Origin of the sequence: Shinella sp. WSC3-e, assembly GCF_945994535.1 — a bacterium.
GTDB lineage: Bacteria > Pseudomonadota > Alphaproteobacteria > Rhizobiales > Rhizobiaceae > Shinella > Shinella yambaruensis.
The window spans coordinates 539100-557071 of record NZ_OZ000530.1; the positions used below are offsets into that span (position 1 = coordinate 539100).

22 protein-coding genes are annotated in these 17972 nt (G+C 66.8%); 11 read left to right on the forward strand and 11 right to left on the reverse strand.

The features are described 5' to 3' along the window. Positions 1-30 precede the first annotated feature (30 nt). The 3 genes from AABF56_RS02670 to AABF56_RS02680 form a co-directional block, all read right to left on the reverse strand. The gene (locus tag AABF56_RS02670; RefSeq protein ID WP_245082257.1) at positions 31-408 is read right to left on the reverse strand and encodes a response regulator; all 378 of its coding nucleotides are present in this window, start codon (positions 406-408) and stop codon (positions 31-33) included. A gap of 2 nt (positions 409-410) precedes the next feature. After that, positions 411-2330 carry a sensor histidine kinase gene (locus tag AABF56_RS02675; protein WP_272804830.1) on the reverse strand — a complete coding sequence of 640 codons (1920 nt, stop codon included), beginning with the start codon at positions 2328-2330 and terminating at the stop codon, positions 411-413. Between the two features lie 96 nt (positions 2331-2426). After that, positions 2427-2918 carry a MarR family winged helix-turn-helix transcriptional regulator gene (locus AABF56_RS02680; protein WP_245082253.1) on the reverse strand — a complete coding sequence of 164 codons (492 nt, stop codon included), beginning with the start codon at positions 2916-2918 and terminating at the stop codon, positions 2427-2429. Between the two features lie 113 nt (positions 2919-3031). On the opposite strand from AABF56_RS02680, the gene AABF56_RS02685 reads away from it, so the two are divergent. The 6 genes from AABF56_RS02685 to AABF56_RS02710 all read left to right on the forward strand — a co-directional run bounded on the left by AABF56_RS02685 (position 3032) and on the right by AABF56_RS02710 (position 5750). Continuing rightward, complete coding sequence (locus tag AABF56_RS02685) at positions 3032-3454, forward strand: organic hydroperoxide resistance protein (protein ID WP_272804831.1); 423 nt, start codon at positions 3032-3034, stop codon at positions 3452-3454. 152 nt (positions 3455-3606) lie between these two features. After that, positions 3607-3783 carry a hypothetical protein gene (locus tag AABF56_RS02690; RefSeq protein ID WP_245082251.1) on the forward strand — a complete coding sequence of 59 codons (177 nt, stop codon included), beginning with the start codon at positions 3607-3609 and terminating at the stop codon, positions 3781-3783. Between the two features lie 114 nt (positions 3784-3897). Further along, positions 3898-4188, forward strand: a complete 291-nt coding sequence (locus tag AABF56_RS02695) for an ArsR/SmtB family transcription factor (protein WP_272804832.1) — start codon at positions 3898-3900, stop codon at positions 4186-4188. A 12-nt stretch (positions 4189-4200) separates the two neighbouring features. After that, entirely contained in the window at positions 4201-4593 is a 393-nt protein-coding gene (locus AABF56_RS02700; RefSeq protein WP_272804833.1) for a VOC family protein, read from the forward strand. Positions 4594-4663: 70 nt separating this feature from the next. After that, positions 4664-5041 (forward strand): MbcA/ParS/Xre antitoxin family protein, encoded by a 378-nt coding sequence (locus AABF56_RS02705; RefSeq protein WP_245082246.1) that lies wholly within the window; start codon positions 4664-4666, stop codon positions 5039-5041. Continuing rightward, complete coding sequence (locus AABF56_RS02710) at positions 5001-5750, forward strand: RES family NAD+ phosphorylase (protein WP_272804834.1); 750 nt, start codon at positions 5001-5003, stop codon at positions 5748-5750. Before AABF56_RS02705 ends, AABF56_RS02710 begins: the two co-directional genes overlap by 41 nt. A 258-nt stretch (positions 5751-6008) precedes the next feature. On the opposite strand, the gene AABF56_RS02715 is transcribed toward AABF56_RS02710, so the two are convergent. The 3 genes from AABF56_RS02715 to AABF56_RS02725 form a co-directional block, all read right to left on the reverse strand. Beyond that, positions 6009-7535: an ABC-F family ATP-binding cassette domain-containing protein gene (locus AABF56_RS02715; RefSeq protein ID WP_272804835.1), complete on the reverse strand. Its 1527-nt coding sequence runs from the start codon at positions 7533-7535 to the stop codon at positions 6009-6011. 590 nt (positions 7536-8125) lie between these two features. Then, entirely contained in the window at positions 8126-9691 is a 1566-nt protein-coding gene (locus AABF56_RS02720) for a helicase HerA-like C-terminal domain-containing protein (protein WP_272807422.1), read from the reverse strand. Positions 9692-9772: 81 nt separating this feature from the next. Beyond that, positions 9773-9937, reverse strand: a complete 165-nt coding sequence (locus tag AABF56_RS02725) for a hypothetical protein (protein WP_244769893.1) — start codon at positions 9935-9937, stop codon at positions 9773-9775. Here AABF56_RS02725 and AABF56_RS02730 point away from each other — a divergent pair. Then, positions 9936-10325 (forward strand): hypothetical protein, encoded by a 390-nt coding sequence (locus AABF56_RS02730; protein ID WP_244769894.1) that lies wholly within the window; start codon positions 9936-9938, stop codon positions 10323-10325. The genes AABF56_RS02725 and AABF56_RS02730 overlap by 2 nt on opposite strands. Positions 10326-10587: 262 nt before the next feature. Here the strand turns inward: AABF56_RS02730 and AABF56_RS02735 are convergent, their stop codons facing one another. The 4 genes from AABF56_RS02735 to AABF56_RS02750 all read right to left on the reverse strand — a co-directional run bounded on the left by AABF56_RS02735 (position 10588) and on the right by AABF56_RS02750 (position 14970). Continuing rightward, positions 10588-11742: an MFS transporter gene (locus AABF56_RS02735; RefSeq protein WP_272804836.1), complete on the reverse strand. Its 1155-nt coding sequence runs from the start codon at positions 11740-11742 to the stop codon at positions 10588-10590. A 72-nt stretch (positions 11743-11814) separates the two neighbouring features. Then, on the reverse strand, positions 11815-12702 hold the full coding sequence (locus AABF56_RS02740; RefSeq protein ID WP_272804837.1) for a serine hydrolase domain-containing protein: 888 nt from the start codon (positions 12700-12702) through the stop codon (positions 11815-11817). A 118-nt stretch (positions 12703-12820) separates the two neighbouring features. Further along, positions 12821-13654, reverse strand: coding sequence for an aldo/keto reductase (locus AABF56_RS02745; protein WP_272804838.1), 834 nt, complete (start codon positions 13652-13654; stop codon positions 12821-12823). 122 nt (positions 13655-13776) lie between these two features. Then, on the reverse strand, positions 13777-14970 hold the full coding sequence (locus tag AABF56_RS02750; RefSeq protein WP_272804839.1) for an MFS transporter: 1194 nt from the start codon (positions 14968-14970) through the stop codon (positions 13777-13779). Positions 14971-15111: 141 nt separating this feature from the next. On the opposite strand from AABF56_RS02750, the gene AABF56_RS02755 reads away from it, so the two are divergent. Further along, complete coding sequence (locus AABF56_RS02755; RefSeq protein WP_272804840.1) at positions 15112-16005, forward strand: LysR family transcriptional regulator; 894 nt, start codon at positions 15112-15114, stop codon at positions 16003-16005. A gap of 8 nt (positions 16006-16013) precedes the next feature. Here the strand turns inward: AABF56_RS02755 and AABF56_RS02760 are convergent, their stop codons facing one another. After that, positions 16014-16406 carry a hypothetical protein gene (locus AABF56_RS02760; RefSeq protein WP_272804841.1) on the reverse strand — a complete coding sequence of 131 codons (393 nt, stop codon included), beginning with the start codon at positions 16404-16406 and terminating at the stop codon, positions 16014-16016. 208 nt (positions 16407-16614) lie between these two features. Here AABF56_RS02760 and AABF56_RS02765 point away from each other — a divergent pair, with 208 nt between their 5' ends. The 3 genes from AABF56_RS02765 to AABF56_RS02775 all read left to right on the forward strand — a co-directional run bounded on the left by AABF56_RS02765 (position 16615) and on the right by AABF56_RS02775 (position 17965). Next, positions 16615-17217, forward strand: a complete 603-nt coding sequence (locus AABF56_RS02765) for a superoxide dismutase (protein ID WP_272804842.1) — start codon at positions 16615-16617, stop codon at positions 17215-17217. Positions 17218-17314: 97 nt separating this feature from the next. Then, positions 17315-17596: a toxin-antitoxin system TumE family protein gene (locus tag AABF56_RS02770; RefSeq protein WP_272804843.1), complete on the forward strand. Its 282-nt coding sequence runs from the start codon at positions 17315-17317 to the stop codon at positions 17594-17596. Next, entirely contained in the window at positions 17597-17965 is a 369-nt protein-coding gene (locus AABF56_RS02775) for an HVO_A0114 family putative DNA-binding protein (protein ID WP_244769903.1), read from the forward strand. Positions 17966-17972 lie beyond the last annotated feature (7 nt).

The window sequence follows — 17972 nt, forward strand, 5'->3', positions numbered from 1 at the left end:
TCGCCGGACACGCGTCAATCCATCCCGCGACTATTCGTCGAGCAATTCCGTCATGAGGCGCAGGTGGTCGGACTGCAGGGGCTTTTCGAAATAGCTCTTCACGAAGCTGTACTGCATCGCCCGCTCGCGGTCCTTGCCGAGATGGGAGCTGGTCAGCATGGCGACGACGGGGGCGTGCACCTCGAATTCCTCGGCATAGCGGTCGAGGAATTCGAAGCCGTTCATGACGGGCATGTTGATGTCGAGGATGATGGCGTCGGGCGTCTCGCGGTGCAGGATGTCGAGCGCTTCCGAGCCGTCGAATGCCTTGATGATGCGGATCGACGGATCGTATTTGCGAATGGTGTATTCACAGATGAACTGGTCGTTCTCGTCGTCGTCGACGACCAGGATCGATTGGATAGTCATGGTCAGTCCCCGTCGGGCAGTTCCATGATGAACCGGCTGCCCTTATCTCTAGCTTCATAGAGCGCCGTGCCGCCGAGGGCTTCCGCGCTCTTTCTCAATATGTAGAGGCCGAGCCCGCTGCCGAAGGACCGGTTCGGGTGCAGCCGTTTGAACATCTTGAACAACAAATGGCGGCTTGCGGGCGGAACGCCCAGGCCGTTGTCTTCCACCGACAGCCGCAGCTTGCCGGCATAGCGGAAGGCGCGGATGTCGATCGCCGGCTCCGCCTCCTTCGGATCGTGATATTTGACCGCGTTGGAGAGCATGTTGCCGACGATGACCTGGAATTTCGACGGCTTGCTGACGATTGTCAATTCCGCCGGCACATGATTTTCGATGCGGATCCGCTTGGAATCCTCGAAATGCGAGAGCGCGTCGATCGCCTCTGAAATCAGCGCCCGCAGCGCGATGGGCCGTGCCTCCTCCTCCATCAGCCGGTTGCGGGTGATGGTGATGATGTTCTGGATCAGGTGGTCGAGCCGGCGGAAATTCTGCTCCATGCGCTGCAGCGTCTGGCCGAGCGCGGTGAGCTCGCCTTCCGCCAGCATGTCCTTGGAGATGGTGAGGAGGCCGAGCGAGGAGGCGATCGGCGAGCGCAGGTCGTGCGAGGTGCGGTAGGCGAATTCCTCCAGCTCGGCATTGGCGTCGATCAGCGCCTGCTCGCTCGCCTTGCGCTCGGAAATGTCGCGCACGATGCCGCTGTAGATGACCGTGCCGTCGAGCTCCAGCTTGGCGACGGCAAGGTCGAGCGGGAAGACGGAGCCGTCCTTGCGCCGGCCCTCCACCTCGCGGCCGATGCCGATGACCTTCGCCTCGCCGCTGCGCTTGTAGTTGGCGATATAGCGGTCGTGCTCGCTGTGATAGGGCTCCGGCATCAGGATCCTGACGTTGCGGCCCACCATCTCCTCCGGCGTGAAGCCGAAGATGCGCGTGCAGGCGGGATTGGCCGACAGGATGATGCCGCGGTCGTCGATGGTGACGATGCCGTCCACGGCATTGTCGATGATGGCGGTGAGGCGGGCGCGGCTTTCGGCAAGGTCCGCCGCCATGCGGCGCGCGCGGCGGGAGGAGACATAGAGATGGGCGACGAGGGCGCCGTAGAGGACGCCCGAGATCAGCACCAGCGAGGAGAGCGTCGAGCGGGCGCTGGCATCGCTGTTCGAGAAGGTGATGCCGAACGCGGCTTCGTAGCGCGCCAGCTCGTAGTAGCTCATGGCGAGCAGCAGCAGATAGGTGGCAAGGCCGAGCACGCCGGCAAGCGTCACCCGGTGGAAGCCGGTCGCCTCCGTGCCGGTGAAGATGAGCGCGATGCCGACGGCGACGAAACAGCTGGCGCTCTGGAACGACATGCGCGTGAAGCGGATCCAGTCATGGGCGAAATCCAGCGCGATCGCATAGCCGATCAGCGCGGCCGCCGCGATGATAACGGTGACGAAGCCGAGCGCCACCTGCACCGCACTGTTCTTCCCGGTGAGCGCGCGCAGCGCCAGCGCCAGGCTGAGCAGCATCAGGCAGAGCGCCGTGTTGGGGGCGATCCGCCCCGGCAGGCTGGTGCCGATATCGACGAAGGGCGTGTGGAGCAGCGTGTCGATGCCGGCATCGATGCCGAAAAGGTGCTGGGAGAGCGCGAGCGCGCCGTAGAGGAAGACCGGCGCCATCATCAGCGCCGGCAGGCGCGCATGGCCACGCGCGGCAAGGCCGAGCGCCGTGCCGATGACGACGAAGGCGAGCGCGGCATTGAACTTCATGCCGAACAGCCAAGGATGGCGCTCGGCAAGGCCCGCCGGCTCGGCCAGCCAGAGCGCCATCATGGAAAGGCCGACGGCCATGCACCAGAGGCTTGCGGCGGCGTTCGCCCTCAGCCAGGACCATGCAGGATTCAAGAATGCCCCCTTCGCGGCTCGCCCGCGCGCACTCTAGCGCGAAGGTTGAATCGCGAACAGGTCCCGCAAGGGGAGGACCCGGTAAAATCCCGCTTTTCAGGCGGCGTCGTCCTGCGCGGCGCCGGCATCGAGCCGGCCGGTCAGGGCCTGCAGGTCGGCCGTCAGGGTCTGCAGGGCCTCCAGCGAGCAGCCGGTCGCCTTGCCGATCTGCCGGCGGATACCCACGGCCTCGCGCTTCATCGCATGGCCCTTGCCGGTGAGCGTGACGAGGACCTGGCGCTCGTCGCTCCTGTCGCGGGCGCGGTGGATGTAGCCGGCCGCCTCCAGCCGCTTGAGGAGGGGGGAGAGCGTGCCGGAATCGAGGCCCAGCGTCATGCCCAGCGCCTTCACCGTGCGCCCGTCCTCCTCCCACAGCGTCATCAGCACGATATATTGCGGATAGGTGAGGCCGTAGGGATCGAGCAGGGGCTTGTAGGTGCGGTTCAGCGCATGGGCGGCCGAATAGACGGCGAAACAGAGCTGCTGGTCCAGCGCCAGCATGCCCGCCGGGATATCGTCCGTCTCAGCTTCGTCACGTTTGTCGGTCATGCTGCCATTGTCGCACAAATGGCCGAAATTGCAATTTGCAAAATCATATTGCGCGCAATCTAATTTTGCGCTATCTAGAGTCCATCGCCAACGAAACCAGGAAGGAGACATCCATGCCCATTCTCTACAGAACCAAGGCATCCGCAACCGGCGGCCGCGCCGGCCATGGCGCAACCGAGGACGGCACCGTCGACGTCACGCTCACCGTGCCGAAGGAGCTCGGCGGCGACGGCGCGGCCGGCGCCAACCCGGAAAAGCTGTTCGCCGTCGGCTATTCGGCCTGCTTCCTCGGCGCGCTGAAGTTCGTCGTCGGCAAGGAAAAGGTGAAGATCCCCGATGACGCCAAGGTCACGGCGACCGTCGGCATCGGCCCGCGCGAGGATGGCGGCGGCTTCGGCCTCGAGGCCTCGCTCGAAGTCTCCGTGCCCGGCGTCGACAAGGCCGTGGTCGAGGACCTCGTCAAGAAGGCGCATGTCGTGTGCCCCTACAGCCACGCCACCCGCGGCAATCTCGACGTCAAGACCACCGTCGCCTGACCAGGCCGGCAGATCGAAAGAAGGCCGTCCGGAAATTCCTCCGGGCGGCCTTTTCGTGTTCCATGCGGAACAGCGCGGGGCGGGGCGATGTGAGACCTTCTGATCACCGGATGAGAGAGGCTCATCCCCAAAGAGAGATCAGGAGAGACCCCATGCGCAAGATCATCGTTTCCGCCGCCATCGCCGCCGTTGCCGCCATCTCCTTCGCCGCCCCCTCGCAGGCCGGCTACTACAGCTACGGCTACAAGCCGCACTGCTTCATCAAGAAGGTCAAGGCCTACGACTACTACGGCAATGTCGTCATCAAGAAGATCAAGGTCTGCAAGTAGACATCCCCGGCACAGACCTTTGAGCGAAAGGCCCGGAGCCCAGCCTCCGGGCCTTTTGTCGTGCGCGCGTGGCGCCGCCTTGACATGCAATGATTTTATTGCATATTCTTCGCCATGGACGACGATGCCCTCGACCGCATCTTCAAGGCCCTGGGCGATCCGACCCGCCGCAGGATCATCGATCGCCTGCGCGAGCGGCCGCGCCAGTCCCTGTTCGAGATCTGCGCCCTGTCCTTTGCGCAGGACGGGGTCACCCTGTCGCGGCAGGCGATCACCCAGCATCTCGACATGCTGGAAAAGGCCGGCCTCGTGCGCGTCGAGTGGTCGGGGCGCACGAAGCTGCACACGCTCGATGCCGGCCCGCTGCGCGCGGCCGTCGGGCAGTGGCTGCAAACCCATCTCTGAAGGAGGAAAACCATGCGGATCTATGTCACCAGCGTTCCCGTGGACGACCAGGCGAAGGCCGAGGATTTCTATACGCGCGTGCTGGGCTTTCGCGTCAAGCATGACGTGCCCGTCGGCGAAGACCGCTGGCTGACCGTCGTCTCGCCGGAAAACCCCGACGGCACCGAACTGCTGCTCGAGCCGAGCGGCCATCCGGCCGTCGGACCCTACAAGGCGGCGCTCGTCGAGGACGGCATCCCGATCGCCTCCTTCCAGGTCGACGATCTCGATGCCGAGCACCAGCGGCTCGTGTCGCTCGGCGTCGCCTTCACCCAGCCGCCGATGGATGCCGGGCCCGTGCGCATGGCGGTGTTCGACGATACCTGCGGCAACCTCATCCAGATCATCGAGATGAAGGATGCCTAGGAAAGGGTGCGAAACCCTTGTCATGGGAAAAAGAGTTGCTATATTCTTTCCCATGAAAGGAGATCGTATCATGCAGCGCAAGCCCGTCATCAACGCCAATGCCGAAGGCGCCGTGCTCACCAAGGCGGCCGTCAATGCGGCGGAGCGGCTGGGGCTGACGGCGCGCATCCTTTCGGCGGTCATCGGGGTCTCGGAGGCGACCGTGTCGCGGCTGAAGCGGCAGGACGTGCTCCTGGAGCGCGGCACCAAGCCGTTCGAGCTGGCGGTGCTGCTCGTACGCCTCTTCCGCTCGCTCGATGCCATTACCGGCGGCGACGAGGGTGTCGCCCGCGCCTGGATGACGGCGGACAACAGCGTGCTCGGCGCGCGCCCCGTCGATCGCATCGTCTCCATTTCCGGCCTTGTCGATGTCCTTGCCTATCTGGACGCCCGCCGCGCTCTCGTCTGAGGCGCGGTCCTTTTCGGGGCCCGTCTGGCGTTTCGTCGAGGCGCAGCACCGCGTCTCGACGCTGAAGCTCGTCGACACGCTGGACGAACAGGCGCTGCTGGAGGACCTTCTGGAGGAGAGCAAGCCGGTGCTGCCGCCGGAATGCGCCGGCCTCGACTATCTGCTCGCCACCCCCTTCCGCTACGGCGCGGTCTATCCGCACGGCTCGCGCTTCCGCCGCGCCGGGCGCACGCTCGGCGTCTACTATGCCGGGCTTTCCGTCGAGACGGCGCTGTCCGAAATGGCCTTCTACCGGCTGCTGTTCTTCGCCGAATCGCCGGCAACGCCGCTCCCGGCCAATGCCGCCGACTACACCGCCTTTTCCGCCCTCGTCGAGACCGGCGCGGCGCTCGACCTCACCGCCTCGCCGCTCGACAGGGACGCCGCCCTCTGGACGCACCCGACCGACTATGCCGCCTGCCAGGCGCTCACCGACGGCGCGCGGGCGGCCGGCCTTGCCGCCATAATCTACCGCTCGGTGCGCGATCCGGCCGGCGGCGCCAACATGGCGCTTCTCACCGCCTCCGCCTTTGCCGCGCCAAGGCCGGTGGAGCGCCAGACCTGGCGCATCCGGCTCTCGCCGCTCGGCGTGCAGGCGCTGTGCGATCACCCGCCGCGCCGGATCGGCTTCTCCCGCGAGGATTTTCGCGGCGACCCGCGCATCGGCTGACGGCCGCCATTTCCGGGCAGGGGACATTGTATATGGAATTCGACGGTGCCACACATCCCCTTCTCCCCCGCGGGGAGAAGGTGCCGGCAGGCGGATGAGGGGGATGGCGAAGGCGCAAACGATCCGTCCGAGCCACCCCCTCATCCGACCCTTCGGGCCACCTTCTCCCCGCGGGGGAGAAGGGGAGGAGGCGACGGTTTCCTTCCATGGGCGATAGTCCTGTTCCTCGCGGGGGCAATCCGGCAGGCAGCGGACGACTCACCCCCGCAAGGCCGCCTCGGCGAAGAAGGCCTCGGGCCCGTCCACCTCGATGAGCCGCCGCTTCTCGATCACCCAGAAGCGGTTGGCCACCGCCCGCACGAAGGCGCGGTCGTGCGAGACGATGAGGCAGCTCGCCTCGTTTGCCGTCAGCTCCCGCTCCAGCGCCTCCTGGCCCTCGATGTCGAGATGGTTGGTCGGCTCGTCGAGCAGGTAGACGTTCGGGTTGGTCAGCCGCAGCACCAGCATGCCGAGCCGCGCCTTCTGCCCGCCGGAGAGCAGCCCCACCGGCCGCCCCTGCATCTCGATGGAAAGCCCGGCGCCGGCGAGCAGGCTGCGCGCCCGCTGGTCGCCGATGTCGAAGCGGCGGATGATCGTGCCGTGCGGCGTCTCGGCGTCCGAAAGGTCCGACAGCGCCTGGTCGCCATAGCCGAGCACCAGCGAGGGCGTCGCCTTGATGCCCTCATGGCTGGCGCCCGCTGCCGCGATCGCCGCGCGCAGCAGCCGGACGAGCCGCGTCTTGCCGGCTCCGTTGCGGCCGAGCAGCACGATGCGGTCGCCCTGGCAGAGGAATTTCCGGCCGGTGCGGAAGAGGAGGGTGCCGTCGGGCGTCCCGACGGCGGCATCCTCCAGCGTCACCAGCACCCTGGCATGGGTGCCGCGGTTGGCGAGGCGGATGGCGCCGGCCGGGCGCTCCTGATGGGCGGGCCGCGCGGCGTCCTCGATCCGCTCGGCCCGTTCCTTGAGCTGCCTGGTCTTGACCACCAGGAGGTCGCTGCCGGAATTGACGCCGATATTGTTGAGCTTGGCCGCCTGCTGGCGCAGTTGCTGGGCCGCCTTCATGTCCTTCTCGAAGCGCCGCTCCTCGGCCGCGTCCGCTGCGTCGAGCGCCGCGCGGGCGCGCGAATAGGGCAGCGCGAAGAGCTGCGAGCGCTCGGGGCGCAGGAACAGCGTGCGGTTGGTCACGGCGTCGAGGAAGGCGCGGTCGTGGCTGGAGATGACGACCGGCATGTCGCGCGGCAGGCCCGCGAGCCACCCCTCCAGCCGGGCGATCTTCGAAAGGTCGAGATGGTTGGTCGGCTCGTCGAGCAGCAGCACGTCCGGCTCGCCGACGCGCACGCGGGCGATCAGCGCGATGCGCTGCCAGCCGCCGCTGAGCTGGGAAAGCGGCCGCTCGCGCAGCGCCTCGGGCACCTCCAGCTCCTCCAGCGTGACATCGGCCCGCCAGCCTTCGCTCTCCTGCTGTTCGGGGGAAAGCGCGCCGAGCACGGCCTCGCGGAAGGTGAGCGCCTCGAGGCCGGCGGGAAGGTCCTGCTCCATATGCCCGATGGTGAGGCCGCGGGCGCGAAAAATCTCGCCCGTCGTCGGCTCGAAGGCGCCGGTGATGCATTTCAGCAGGGTGGATTTCCCCCGCCCGTTGGCCGCCACGAGGCCGATCCGGTCGCCGGCGGCGACGGAAAGGTTGAGATCGGCGAAAAGCGGGGTGGAGAGGGTGACGCCGAGGGCGCGGATAGTGATGAGCGACATGGAACGATCTCTGGTCTTCGGAGCCCCGCGGTGCGGCATTGGCCGTCGATCACGCGGAATGGCTCAGGAAAGATGGATGCGGCTGAAACCGCACCCGCCGGGAGGCAGACCAGAAGAAGAGTGTGTTCGTTCCGATCAGCCCTGCAAACGCATCTGCAGGGCAAGATCAGGACCATGCGTGCGGTTCGGCAGGAAGTCGGTCTTCACGCGCAGCCCTCTGTTACATGTTGCGAACGGGGAAGGGGTAGCATTGGCGTGTGGTGTTTGGCAAGCGGAGAGGGGAAAGCACCCCTCTGCCCCGCAGAGCATCTCCCTCCACAAGGGCAGGGCTAACGCCTCTAAAAGGAAACCGTGGCCCCATCCCCTTCTCCCCCGCGGGGAGAAGGTGCCGGCAGGCGGATGAGGGGGATGGCGAAGGCGCAAACGATACGTCCGAGCCGCCCCCTCATCCGACCCTTCGGGCCACCTTCTCCCCGCGGGGGAGAAGGGGAGAATGGCACCGTCGAATTCCATATGCGATGACCTGCCCTCGGGGCAGATGTCCGGCAGGGAAGAGGGGTATCTACCCCATCGGCAGGGCCGAGCAGCGCCTACCGCCGCAAGCTCCCCAGGATGCCGCGCACCAGCGCCCGGCCGAGCGAGGAGGCGACGGTGCGGGCGACCGACTTCATCGCCGCTTCCGCCACGGTCTCGCGCTGGTAGCCGGAGCGCGCCTTCGGCTGCTTGGGGGCGGGCTGGGCGGCGGGTTCGTCGTCGCCGAAGCCGGGCAGGGTCCAGCGGCTGCCGCCGGAGGACTGGGTGCTGGCCTGCTGCTCTTCCGCCTGCTCCTGCGCGGCGGCGGCTTCGGCGGCCTTCTTGGCGCGGGCGGTCAGGATCTCGTAGGCGGATTCGCGGTCGAAATCCTCGTCATAGAGACCGGCGACGGGGCTGACATTCATGATCTCCCTGCGCTCGGCCTCGGTGACGGGGCCGAGGCGCGAGGCCGGCGGGCGGACCAGCGTGCGCTCCACCATCGAGGGCGCGCCCTTGCCCTCAAGCGTCGAGACGAGCGCCTCGCCCGTGCCGAGATTGGTGATGACCTCGGCACAATTGAAGTCCGGGTTGGGGCGGAAGGTGTCGGCGGCGGTCTTCACCGCCTTCTGCTCGCGCGGGGTATAGGCGCGCAGCGCGTGCTGCACGCGGTTGCCGAGCTGGGCGAGCACGGTTTCCGGCACGTCGAGCGGGTTCTGCGTGACGAAATAGACGCCGACGCCTTTGGAGCGGATGAGGCGCACGACCTGCTCGACCCGCTCGACCAGCACCTTCGGCGCGTCGTTGAACAGAAGGTGCGCCTCGTCGAAGAAGAAGACGAGCTTCGGCTTGTCGGGATCGCCCACTTCCGGCAGCACCTCGAACAGCTCCGAGAGCATCCAGAGCAGGAACGTGCCGTAGAGGCGCGGGTTCATCATCAATTTGTCGGCGGCGAGCACCGAGATCGCGCCGCGCCCGTCATTGGTCGTGCGCATGATGTCGGAGATCTTCAGCGCCGGCTCGCCGAAGAACTGCTCGGCGCCCTGCTGTTCGAGGATCAGCAGCTCGCGCTGGATCGAGCCGACCGAGGCCTTGGAGATGAAGCCGAACTGGCTGGAGAGCGCCGAGGCGTTCTCGCCCATGTAGTTGAGCAGCGCCTGGAAATCCTTCAGGTCGAGCAGCGGCAGGCCGCCCTGGTCGGCGATCTTGAAGGCGATGTTGATGACGCCTTCCTGCGCGTCCGTCGCGTTCATCAGGCGCGAGAGCAGGAGCGGGCCCATCTCGGAAATCGTGGTGCGGACGCGGTGGCCCTTCTCGCCGTAAAGGTCCCAGAAGATCACCGGGAACTGCTGGAATTCGTAAGGCGCAAGGCCGATCTGGTCGGCGCGTTTCTGCAGGAAGTCCTTGGCCTCGCCGATGGCGCCGATGCCCGAGAGGTCGCCCTTCACGTCGGCGCAGAAGACCGGCACGCCCGCATTGGAAAAGCCCTCGGCGAGGATCTGCAGCGTCACCGTCTTGCCGGTGCCGGTGGCCCCCGTCACGAGGCCGTGGCGGTTGCCGAACTTCAATTCCAGATATTCCGGCTTGTTGTTGGTATCGTCCGGCTTGCGGCTGGTGCCGATATAGAGTTTTCCGTCCTGAAGAATGGATTCCGTCACGTTGAAACTCCTTGGCGCCGTTCTGACCCGATCGCTGCCGGCGGGCAGATCGCCGCGCCGGGCAGGTTTTCATTGAATCGTCTCAGGCAGGTTATAAGGATAGTCCGGCACGGGAACAACACGCTTTGAAGGGGTGCCTGCCCGCGTGTCGAAGGCCCGCGCAGCCGGCTTGAGTTTGCCGGACAATTCATTTACCTTGACGTTAACGTCAATTCCTTTCGGAGGGTTTTCCATGAACGAACTCGTCACCCGCGTTGCCGATGCCGTCGGCATCGACGCCGCCCTGGCGGAAAAGGCCATCGGCATGATGCTCGGCTTCCTGCAGCGCGAGGCCGCCGACGGCCCGGTCGCCCGCATGATCGAGGCGATTCCGGGCGCGTCCGAACTGGTCGCCAAGTACAATGGCGAGGGCGCGGGCGAAGGCCTGCTCGGCGGGCTGATGAGCGCGATCGGCGGCGGCGGCGTCATGGGCCTCGGCCAGCAGCTGATGAGCCAGGGCCTCGGCATGGGCGAGATCACCGGCCTTGCCAAGGAAACCATGGCGGTCGCCCGCGAGCATGCCGGTGCCGAGGTGGTCGACGAAGTCGTCGCCTCCGTACCGGGCCTCAGCCAGTTCGTCTGATCGGGCCACTGTAAGCCCGGCCCGACAAGGGTAGGGCAGGAGCGTCACCTATTGCGATACCCCCCTCTGGCCTGCCGGCCATCTCCCCCTCAAAAGGGGGGAGATTGGCAAGACGTGCAAACCTAGCTTGATCAGCACCGTTGAAGAGAGGCAAAGCGTTGCTCCATCCGATCTCCCCCCTTGAGGGGGAGATGGCCGGCAGGCCAGAGGGGGGTGTCGCAATAGGCAACCTCACCTCTGCCGGCAGATAGAGGAAACGTCCCTACCGCCGCCGCGCGATCATCAGCGCCGCGGTGAAGAGCGTCAGCCCGATGCCGACGGAGAGTGGGCCGGCCTTCGGCCCGCCGGCCTCCATGATCGCGCCCGTCAGGGCCGAGCCCGCGCCGCTGCCTGCCGCATAGGCGAGCGCGAAGGCGGCGGCGCCGGCCACCAGCATGGCGCTGCTGTAGCGCTCGCCAAGCATGGTCAGCGCGCAGGTATAGAGCGAGAAGGTGGCCGTGCCCATCAGCGCGAAGACCGAAAGGATGGCGACTTCCGACTGCATCGACGGCAGGATGAGATAGCTCGCCGCCGCGACGACGACGGCCGCAAGGGCGACGCGTTCGCGCGGCAGCTTGTCGAGCAGGAGGCCGATGAAGGGCTGGGCGATCGCCGTCGGCAGGGCGAGCACGGTCACGCTGATCGCCGCGAAGGCCTCCGTATGCCCCATCTTCACGAAATAGACCGGCATGGCCGAGATGGCCGCGATATCGGCGAAACCGAAGGCGAAGACCATGCCGACGAGCAGCGGCGCGGCCTTGAAGAAGCGGAAGACGTCGCCCGTCGAGGAGGGCTCCGGCACCGTCCTGGTCGAGAACATCAGCATGGCGGTCGCAAAGGCGACGATGGCGAGGTAGACGGCGGTCAGCGCGAAACCGAGCCCGCCCTCGCTGCCGAGGAGCGGAATGGCGAGCGGCCCGGCGGCAAAGCCGGCGCACATGCCGGCACCGTAGATGCCGGAGACCCGGCCGCGCAGCCGGTCCGGGCAGGCGGCGTTGAGCCAGGCCTCGCCGAGCATGAAGATGAGGCTGGCGAAGAAGCCGAGCAGGAAGCGGGCGAGGAACCAGACGGTGAAGGAGGACGACGCCGCGAAGGTGGCAAGGCACAGCGAGCAGCCGACGAGGCTGGCGATGATCAGCCGGTCGGCCCGCCAGCGCGCCGTCAGGCTGCCGAGCAGCAGCGTCGAAGCGGCAAGGCCGGCGGCGAAGGCGAGCGCATTGACGCCGATCAGCGCCGGGGAGAAGCCGCGCGCTTCCAGCGTCAGCGAGATCAGCGGATAGGTGAGCCCCTGCGCCACGGAAAAGGCGGTGACGCCGAGAATGACGGCGGCAATGGCCGGCCAGTCCGGCGAGAAGACGGTTGAGGATGAGGACTGCATGAAGGGCTCCCGGCGCCGCGGCGTGCGCGCACCCTCCATATCGGATCGGGACCCCGTTTGGGAAGGGGCGGGTCAGGCGATGGTGCGCAGCAGGGCGCGCAGGATCCTCCCCATCTGCGCATGGCCGATGCCCTTGTCGACATCCGCCGCCCGGTGCACCACGACGAGGCCGAGCGCCTCGATGACGATGATGTACTGGCCGCCCGCGCCGCTGGCATAGAAGACCGGCCAGTCCGTGGAAAGGTCGTCGCCCGGCGCATTCGCCTCCGCCGTCCACCAGAGATAGCCATAGCCGCGCCCGCCGCCGAGATCGGTCAGCGGCCGCGTGCTCTGCGCCACCCACGTTTCCGGCACGACCTGCCGGCCCTCCCATCGGCCGCCTTCGAGGAAGAGCACGCCGACCCGCGCCAGGTCCCGGCCGGAAAGGCGCATCTTGTAGACGGGATGGCGCGATTGCGGGCCGGGAACATCGAAAACGTCCTCCACCGCGAAATCCTGCATCTGAAGCGGTCCGGCGACATATTCCTGGAATGCCCCGGCAAGCGTGCGGCCGGTCTGCTGTCGGTAGATCGTGCCGAGGGCGTTGAAATCCCAGTTGTTGTAGTACCAGAACGTCCCCGGCGCGTGGCTGCCGCGCGCAGGCCGTCCCGGCTCCATGCCGTAGACGCAGGGGTGGTAGATGCCGGAGCGGGATTTCAGCAGGTCCGCGACGGTCGCCTGCTTCTCCTGCGGCGTCAGCGGCGTAAGATCGTCGATGCCGAGATCGCCCAGCGTGGCGTCGAGGTCGATTTCGCCGGCCGTGACGGCGATGCCGTAGAGGATGCCGATCAGGGATTTGCGCACCGAGGCGACGCTGGAGCGGTGGGCATGGAAGCCGCGCGCATAGACCACCTCGCGGCCCCGGACGGCGAGCAGCGCCGTGGAGCCGCCGGCGGCAAGCAATGTCTCGAGGTCGTCCAACAGGGCCTCCCGGCGGATGGGGAATCGAAGGCCAAGTCTGGCATGACGGCAGGAGCGTAGGGAGGCTTTTGTGTGAAACCCTCCCGCGGCCCGCGCCGCAGGAGGGGGCGAGGACTTGTCAGGCGGCGCGATCCCAGGCCGGGGCGAGGCCGTCGGGGCTGACGATGCGGCCGTCCGGGCGGGCAAGCCGGTGGATGCGCATCATCTCGTCCGGTGACAGCACGAAGTCGAAGACGGCGAGGTTCTCGGCAATCCGGCTTTCGGTCGCCGTCTTGGTGAGCGCCACCACGTCGGGCTGCTGGATCAGCCAGCGCAGCACGACCTGCGCCGCCGATTTCCCATGCGCCGCGCCGATCTCCTTCAGCACCGGATCGTTCGGCACCTTGCCGTCGGCCATCGCGTAATAGGCGGTGAGCGCCATGCCATAGGTCTCGGCCGCTTCCAGCACCTTCATCTGGTCGAGATAGGGATGGTATTCGACCTGGTTGGTGGCGAGCGGCGCGGTGCTGAGGCGCACGGCCTCGGCCATCAGGGCGCTGTTGAAGTTGCTGACGCCGATATTCCTCGCAAGGCCGCGCTCGCGCACGGCGTTGAGCTCGCCGATCTGCGCCTCCAGCGGCACCGTCTCGTTCGGCCAGTGCAGGAGGAGGAGGTCGACATGGTCGGTCCTCAGTTTCTTCAGGCTCTCCTCCACCGAGGCGGCGAACCTGTCCCGGCCGTAATTGTCGACCCAGACCTTGGTGGTGAGGAACAGGCTGCCGCGCGCGATGCCGGATTTCTCGATGGCCGCGCCGACGGCGGCCTCGTTGTCGTAGACCTGGGCAGTATCGATATGGGTGAAGCCCTCGGCGAGTGCCTTCGGCAGGATGGCGAGGACTTCGGGTTCCGGCATGCGGAACGTGCCGAAGCCGAGCTGAGGGATGTGGGCGCCATTGGCGTTGACGGTTTTCATGACATTCTCCTTTCAGGTTGGGGGCCCGCCGGAGCGCAGGCAATTCCAGCAAATCTGCGTGGCGGTTTTGCGTTCGGAACTGCCGGGAATGAGGCGGTAACGCCCCGGCGGGGGCAAGGGTTTCAGGCCGGCTGGCAGGCGGCGTCCGGCCGGGCGCGCTCGCGCCGGTCGAGCGCGCCGCTGAGAAGCGTCAGGCCGAGCGCGGCGGCCACGAGGACGGCGCCGACTGCGGGCGTTGCGCGAAGGCCGAGCGGCGAGGCGACGACCAGCCCGCCGACCCAGGCGCCGGCCGCGATGCCGAGGTTGAAGGCGGCGATGTTGAGCGCCGAGGCGACGTCCACGCCGGCCGGGCGATGGCGCCGCGCCATGTCGACGACATAGAGCTGGAGGCCGGGCACGTTGGCGAAGGACAGGAAGCCGAGCGCGGCGAGGGTGACGAGCGCGAGGGCCGGGGCGGGCGCCGTGAAGGTGAAGAGCACGAGCACGGCGGCCTGCAGCGCGAAGAGCACGACGAGCGCCTTCACCGGATCGCGGTCCGCCACCTTGCCGCCGACGATGTTGCCGAGGGCGATGGCCGCGCCATAGAGCACGAGCACGAGGCTGACCGTGCCCGCCGAAAGGCCGGTGACCTCCTGCAGCAGCGGCGAGAGGAAGGTGAAGGTCACGAAGGTGCCGCCATAGCCGAGCGCCGTCATGGCGAAGACGATGATGAGGCGGCCGGAGCCGAGCACGCGCACCTGCTCCACAAGGCCCGCCGGCTTTTCCCGGCGCAGGTTCGACGGCAGCAGGAGGGCGATGGCGGCGAAGGCGACAAGGCCGAGCCCGGCGACGGCCCAGAAGGTGGCGCGCCAGCCGAAGGTCTGGCCGATGACGGTGCCGAGCGGCACGCCGGTGACGATGGCGACGGTGAGGCCCATGAACATCATGGCGATGGCCGAGGCGCGCCGGTCGGGCGAAACGAGGTCGGCCGCGATGGTGGCGCCGACGGAGAAGAAGACGCCGTGTGCGAAGGCGGAGAGCACGCGGCCGGCCAGAAGCACGCCGTAGCCCGGCGCGAGCGCCGCCAGCGCATTGCCGGCGACGAAGAGCGCCATCAGGCAAAGCAGCAGCGGCTTGCGGCCGAGCCGGCCGGTGAGGGCGGTGAGCACGGGCGCGCCGAAGGTGACGCCGAGCGCGTAGACGGAAACGATGAGGCCGGCGAGCGGCAGGGTGATGGCAAGGTCTGTCGCGACGGTCGGCAGCAGGCCGACGATCACGAATTCGGTGGTGCCGATCGCATAGGCGGCGACCGTCAGGGCGAAGAGGGCAAGTGGCATGGCATATCCCCGCGTCCGGCTTGAAGCGGACGGCTTGGCTGGGTTGCGTTTCTGGTTCGCCGCGGAATATGGCGCCGGGCCACTTGCGTGTTAATCCGGTCAAGTGGATAAGAATATGTGAATTGAATTCAAAGGTGGCGCATGGACAACCGGGCCGGCGAAATGGATGTCTTCGTGCTGGCGGCGGAGCTGAAGAGCTTTTCGGCCGCCGGCCGCAAGCTCGGCCTGTCGCCCTCGGCGGTCAGCAAGCTCGTCACCCGCATCGAGGACCGGCTGGGTGCGCGCCTTCTCGTGCGCACCACGCGCCGGCTGGAGCTGACGCCGGAAGGGGAGGTCTATCTTGGCCGGGCGCGTCGCATCCTGGCCGAGATCGCCGAGACGGAGCGCATCGTGGCGGCGGGCGCGCGCGTCGTGCCGCGCGGGCCGCTGAGGGTCAATGCCTCCGTGGGCTTCGGCGAGCGCTACATCCTGCCGCTGGCGCCGGCCTTCCTGTCGCTCTATCCGGAGATCGAGCTGGACCTGACGCTGACCGACGGCGTGATCGACGTGATCGGCGAGCGCGCCGACGTCGCCATCCGCTCCGGCCCCTTGCGCGATTCGTCGCTGAAGGCGCGCAAGCTGCTGGAAAGCCGCGAGGTCGTCATCGCAGCGCCCGCCTATCTCGACCGCGCCGGCACGCCGCGGCACCCGGACGAGCTTGTCGCCCACAATTGCCTGCGCTTCAACTTCCGCCGCAGCATGGCGGGCTGGCCGTTCCTGTCCGGCGACGGCAAGGCGGTCGCGGTGCGCGAGGTCTCCGGCAACATGCTGGTCTCCAGCGGTGCCATCCTGCGCCAACTCTGCCTCGACGGTCTCGGCATCGGCCGTATCGGCCGCTTCCATGTCGAGGAGGACATCGCGGCCGGAACGCTGGTGCCGCTGCTGGAGGACTACAATCCCGGCGAGGTCGAGGTCGTGCATGCCGTCTTTGCCGGCCACGAGCACCTGGCGGCCCGCATCCGGGCCTTCATCGATTTCCTCGCCGGGAATATCTGAGGGGCAGGTTATTCCTGCCCGGCCTCGTCCACCGTCTTGTTGTCGCCCGTCTTGGCCCGTTCCGCCGCCGCCGCCTCGCGCTCGCTTTCGCGCACCACATGCAGGAACTCCGCGGCGATGGGCGGGGAGACCTCCACCGTCTTCTTCTCCTTGTCGTAGACGCAGAGATAGGTGATCTGGCTCTTCGATTCCGGTGAAAGCCCCTCGATCGCGGCAAGGCCGAAGGACTGCGTGCCCGTCGGCTCGACGAAGACGTTCGGCGTGCCGAGCGCTTCCGGCAGGCTCGCCAGGCAGCTCTTCTCCACATCGGCGCGGAATTCCTCCCATGCATCGGGCGAGGAGGCATGGGCGAGCGGGGCGGCAAGCAGGAGCGGAAGGGCGGAAAGCAGGCGAAGATGCATGGACAGGCTCCGTGTCGGGGGTGTCGGATAAAATGTTTCAGATCGAATCCGGTTCCATTTGTCATTGATCCGACACGGGAAACGGGAAGGATTTTGTCGCATGTCAGGAAAAATTGGAACCCGGGCGGTTGCCTCTTCCGGTTGCCGCTCCTATGTTCCGCTCACGGATTTCATTGAAAAAATTCCGTCGCCAAGAGGAGACACCACGATGGCTTTCGAACTTCCGCCGCTTCCCTACGATTACGACGCGCTCGCGCCCTTCATGTCGCGCGAAACGCTCGAATATCACCATGACAAGCACCACAAGGCCTATGTCGACAACGGCAACAAGCTGGCCGAGGAAGCGGGCCTTCAGGACCTCTCGTTGGAAGAGATCGTCAAGAAGTCCTACGGCACCAACCAGGGCCTCTTCAACAATGCCGGTCAGCACTACAACCACATCCATTTCTGGAAGTGGATGAAGAAGGGTGGCGGCGGCAAGAGCCTGCCGGGCGCCCTGCAGAAGGCGATCGACAGCGATCTCGGCGGCTATGACAAGTTCAAGGCCGATTTCGTCGCCGCCGGCACCACGCAGTTCGGCTCCGGCTGGGCCTGGCTGTCCGTCAAGGACGGCAAGCTCGCCATCTCCAAGACCCCGAACGGCGAGAACCCGCTGGTGCACGGCGCAAGCCCGATCCTCGGCGTCGACGTCTGGGAGCACTCCTACTACATCGACTACCGCAACGCCCGCCCGAAATACCTCGAGGCCTTCGTCGACAGCCTGATCAACTGGGACTACGTCCTGGAGCGCTACGAAGCCGCCACGAAGTAAGGCGTTTTTCGCTTCCGAGCTCAGGAAACCCCGGCTGGAAACGGCCGGGGTTTTTCTTTCGTCGACAAAAAGACATGATGATGGCATAAATGCCAACATGGATGCCGTGCTTCTCGAGCGGTCGAAAACGGTTCTGCCGGATGGCGCGATTATCGAGATCGTGCTCTGGCGGGTTCCCGAACCCGTTGCGGGAAGCAGCCATCCTTACAAATACCGCCTGTTCTATGGGCGGGACGGCCGGCGTGTCGTCGGCTTCGACAATGAGCGCGGCAAGGGCGATCATTGCCATCTCGACGGGGAGGAGCGTCCCTATGCCTTCTCCACCATTGCCGCGCTGCTCGAGGATTTTCGGGCGGAAATTGCAAAACGGAGGCCTTGAATGAAGCGCGCCCGCATTCAGATCCGCAGTGATACCGACGCTGTCCTGTCCGAAAACCTCGCGCGGGCTGCCGAAGCGGCACGGACGGGGGTGCCGTCCGATCCGGTCGCGACCTTCACCTTCAGTTCGCCCGCGCAGCTTTTCTCGGTGATCAGTCCGAAGCGCTGGGCATTGATCGAGCATCTGCAGAAGATCGGCCCGAGCAGCATCCGGGCGCTGGCGCGCGCGCTCGGCCGCGATGTGAAGCGGGTGCACGAGGATGTGACGGCACTCGCCGAATGGGGCATCATCGAGCGCACGGAGGACGGGAAGGTCGAAGTGCCCTTCGACGTCATCCACGCCGATTTCGATTTGCGCGCGGTCGCATAGGCTTCCG

Bases quoted from the DNA above. Each gene is read 5' to 3' on its own strand.
- AABF56_RS02680 (WP_245082253.1), bottom strand. From the start codon at position 2,918: ATGACCGACAAACGTGACGAAGCTGAGACGGACGATATCCCGGCGGGC.
- AABF56_RS02705 (WP_245082246.1), top strand. From the start codon at position 4,664: ATGCAGCGCAAGCCCGTCATCAACGCCAATGCCGAAGGCGCCGTGCTC.
- AABF56_RS02690 (WP_245082251.1), top strand. From the start codon at position 3,607: ATGCGCAAGATCATCGTTTCCGCCGCCATCGCCGCCGTTGCCGCCATC.
- AABF56_RS02715 (WP_272804835.1), bottom strand. From the start codon at position 7,535: ATGTCGCTCATCACTATCCGCGCCCTCGGCGTCACCCTCTCCACCCCG.
- AABF56_RS02730 (WP_244769894.1), top strand. From the start codon at position 9,936: ATGAACGAACTCGTCACCCGCGTTGCCGATGCCGTCGGCATCGACGCC.
- AABF56_RS02755 (WP_272804840.1), top strand. From the start codon at position 15,112: ATGGACAACCGGGCCGGCGAAATGGATGTCTTCGTGCTGGCGGCGGAG.
- AABF56_RS02745 (WP_272804838.1), bottom strand. From the start codon at position 13,654: ATGAAAACCGTCAACGCCAATGGCGCCCACATCCCTCAGCTCGGCTTC.
- AABF56_RS02770 (WP_272804843.1), top strand. From the start codon at position 17,315: ATGGATGCCGTGCTTCTCGAGCGGTCGAAAACGGTTCTGCCGGATGGC.
- AABF56_RS02695 (WP_272804832.1), top strand. From the start codon at position 3,898: ATGGACGACGATGCCCTCGACCGCATCTTCAAGGCCCTGGGCGATCCG.
- AABF56_RS02700 (WP_272804833.1), top strand. From the start codon at position 4,201: ATGCGGATCTATGTCACCAGCGTTCCCGTGGACGACCAGGCGAAGGCC.
- AABF56_RS02685 (WP_272804831.1), top strand. From the start codon at position 3,032: ATGCCCATTCTCTACAGAACCAAGGCATCCGCAACCGGCGGCCGCGCC.
- AABF56_RS02760 (WP_272804841.1), bottom strand. From the start codon at position 16,406: ATGCATCTTCGCCTGCTTTCCGCCCTTCCGCTCCTGCTTGCCGCCCCG.
- AABF56_RS02670 (WP_245082257.1), bottom strand. From the start codon at position 408: ATGACTATCCAATCGATCCTGGTCGTCGACGACGACGAGAACGACCAG.
- AABF56_RS02750 (WP_272804839.1), bottom strand. From the start codon at position 14,970: ATGCCACTTGCCCTCTTCGCCCTGACGGTCGCCGCCTATGCGATCGGC.
- AABF56_RS02765 (WP_272804842.1), top strand. From the start codon at position 16,615: ATGGCTTTCGAACTTCCGCCGCTTCCCTACGATTACGACGCGCTCGCG.
- AABF56_RS02710 (WP_272804834.1), top strand. From the start codon at position 5,001: ATGTCCTTGCCTATCTGGACGCCCGCCGCGCTCTCGTCTGAGGCGCGG.
- AABF56_RS02775 (WP_244769903.1), top strand. From the start codon at position 17,597: ATGAAGCGCGCCCGCATTCAGATCCGCAGTGATACCGACGCTGTCCTG.
- AABF56_RS02735 (WP_272804836.1), bottom strand. From the start codon at position 11,742: ATGCAGTCCTCATCCTCAACCGTCTTCTCGCCGGACTGGCCGGCCATT.
- AABF56_RS02725 (WP_244769893.1), bottom strand. From the start codon at position 9,937: ATGGAAAACCCTCCGAAAGGAATTGACGTTAACGTCAAGGTAAATGAA.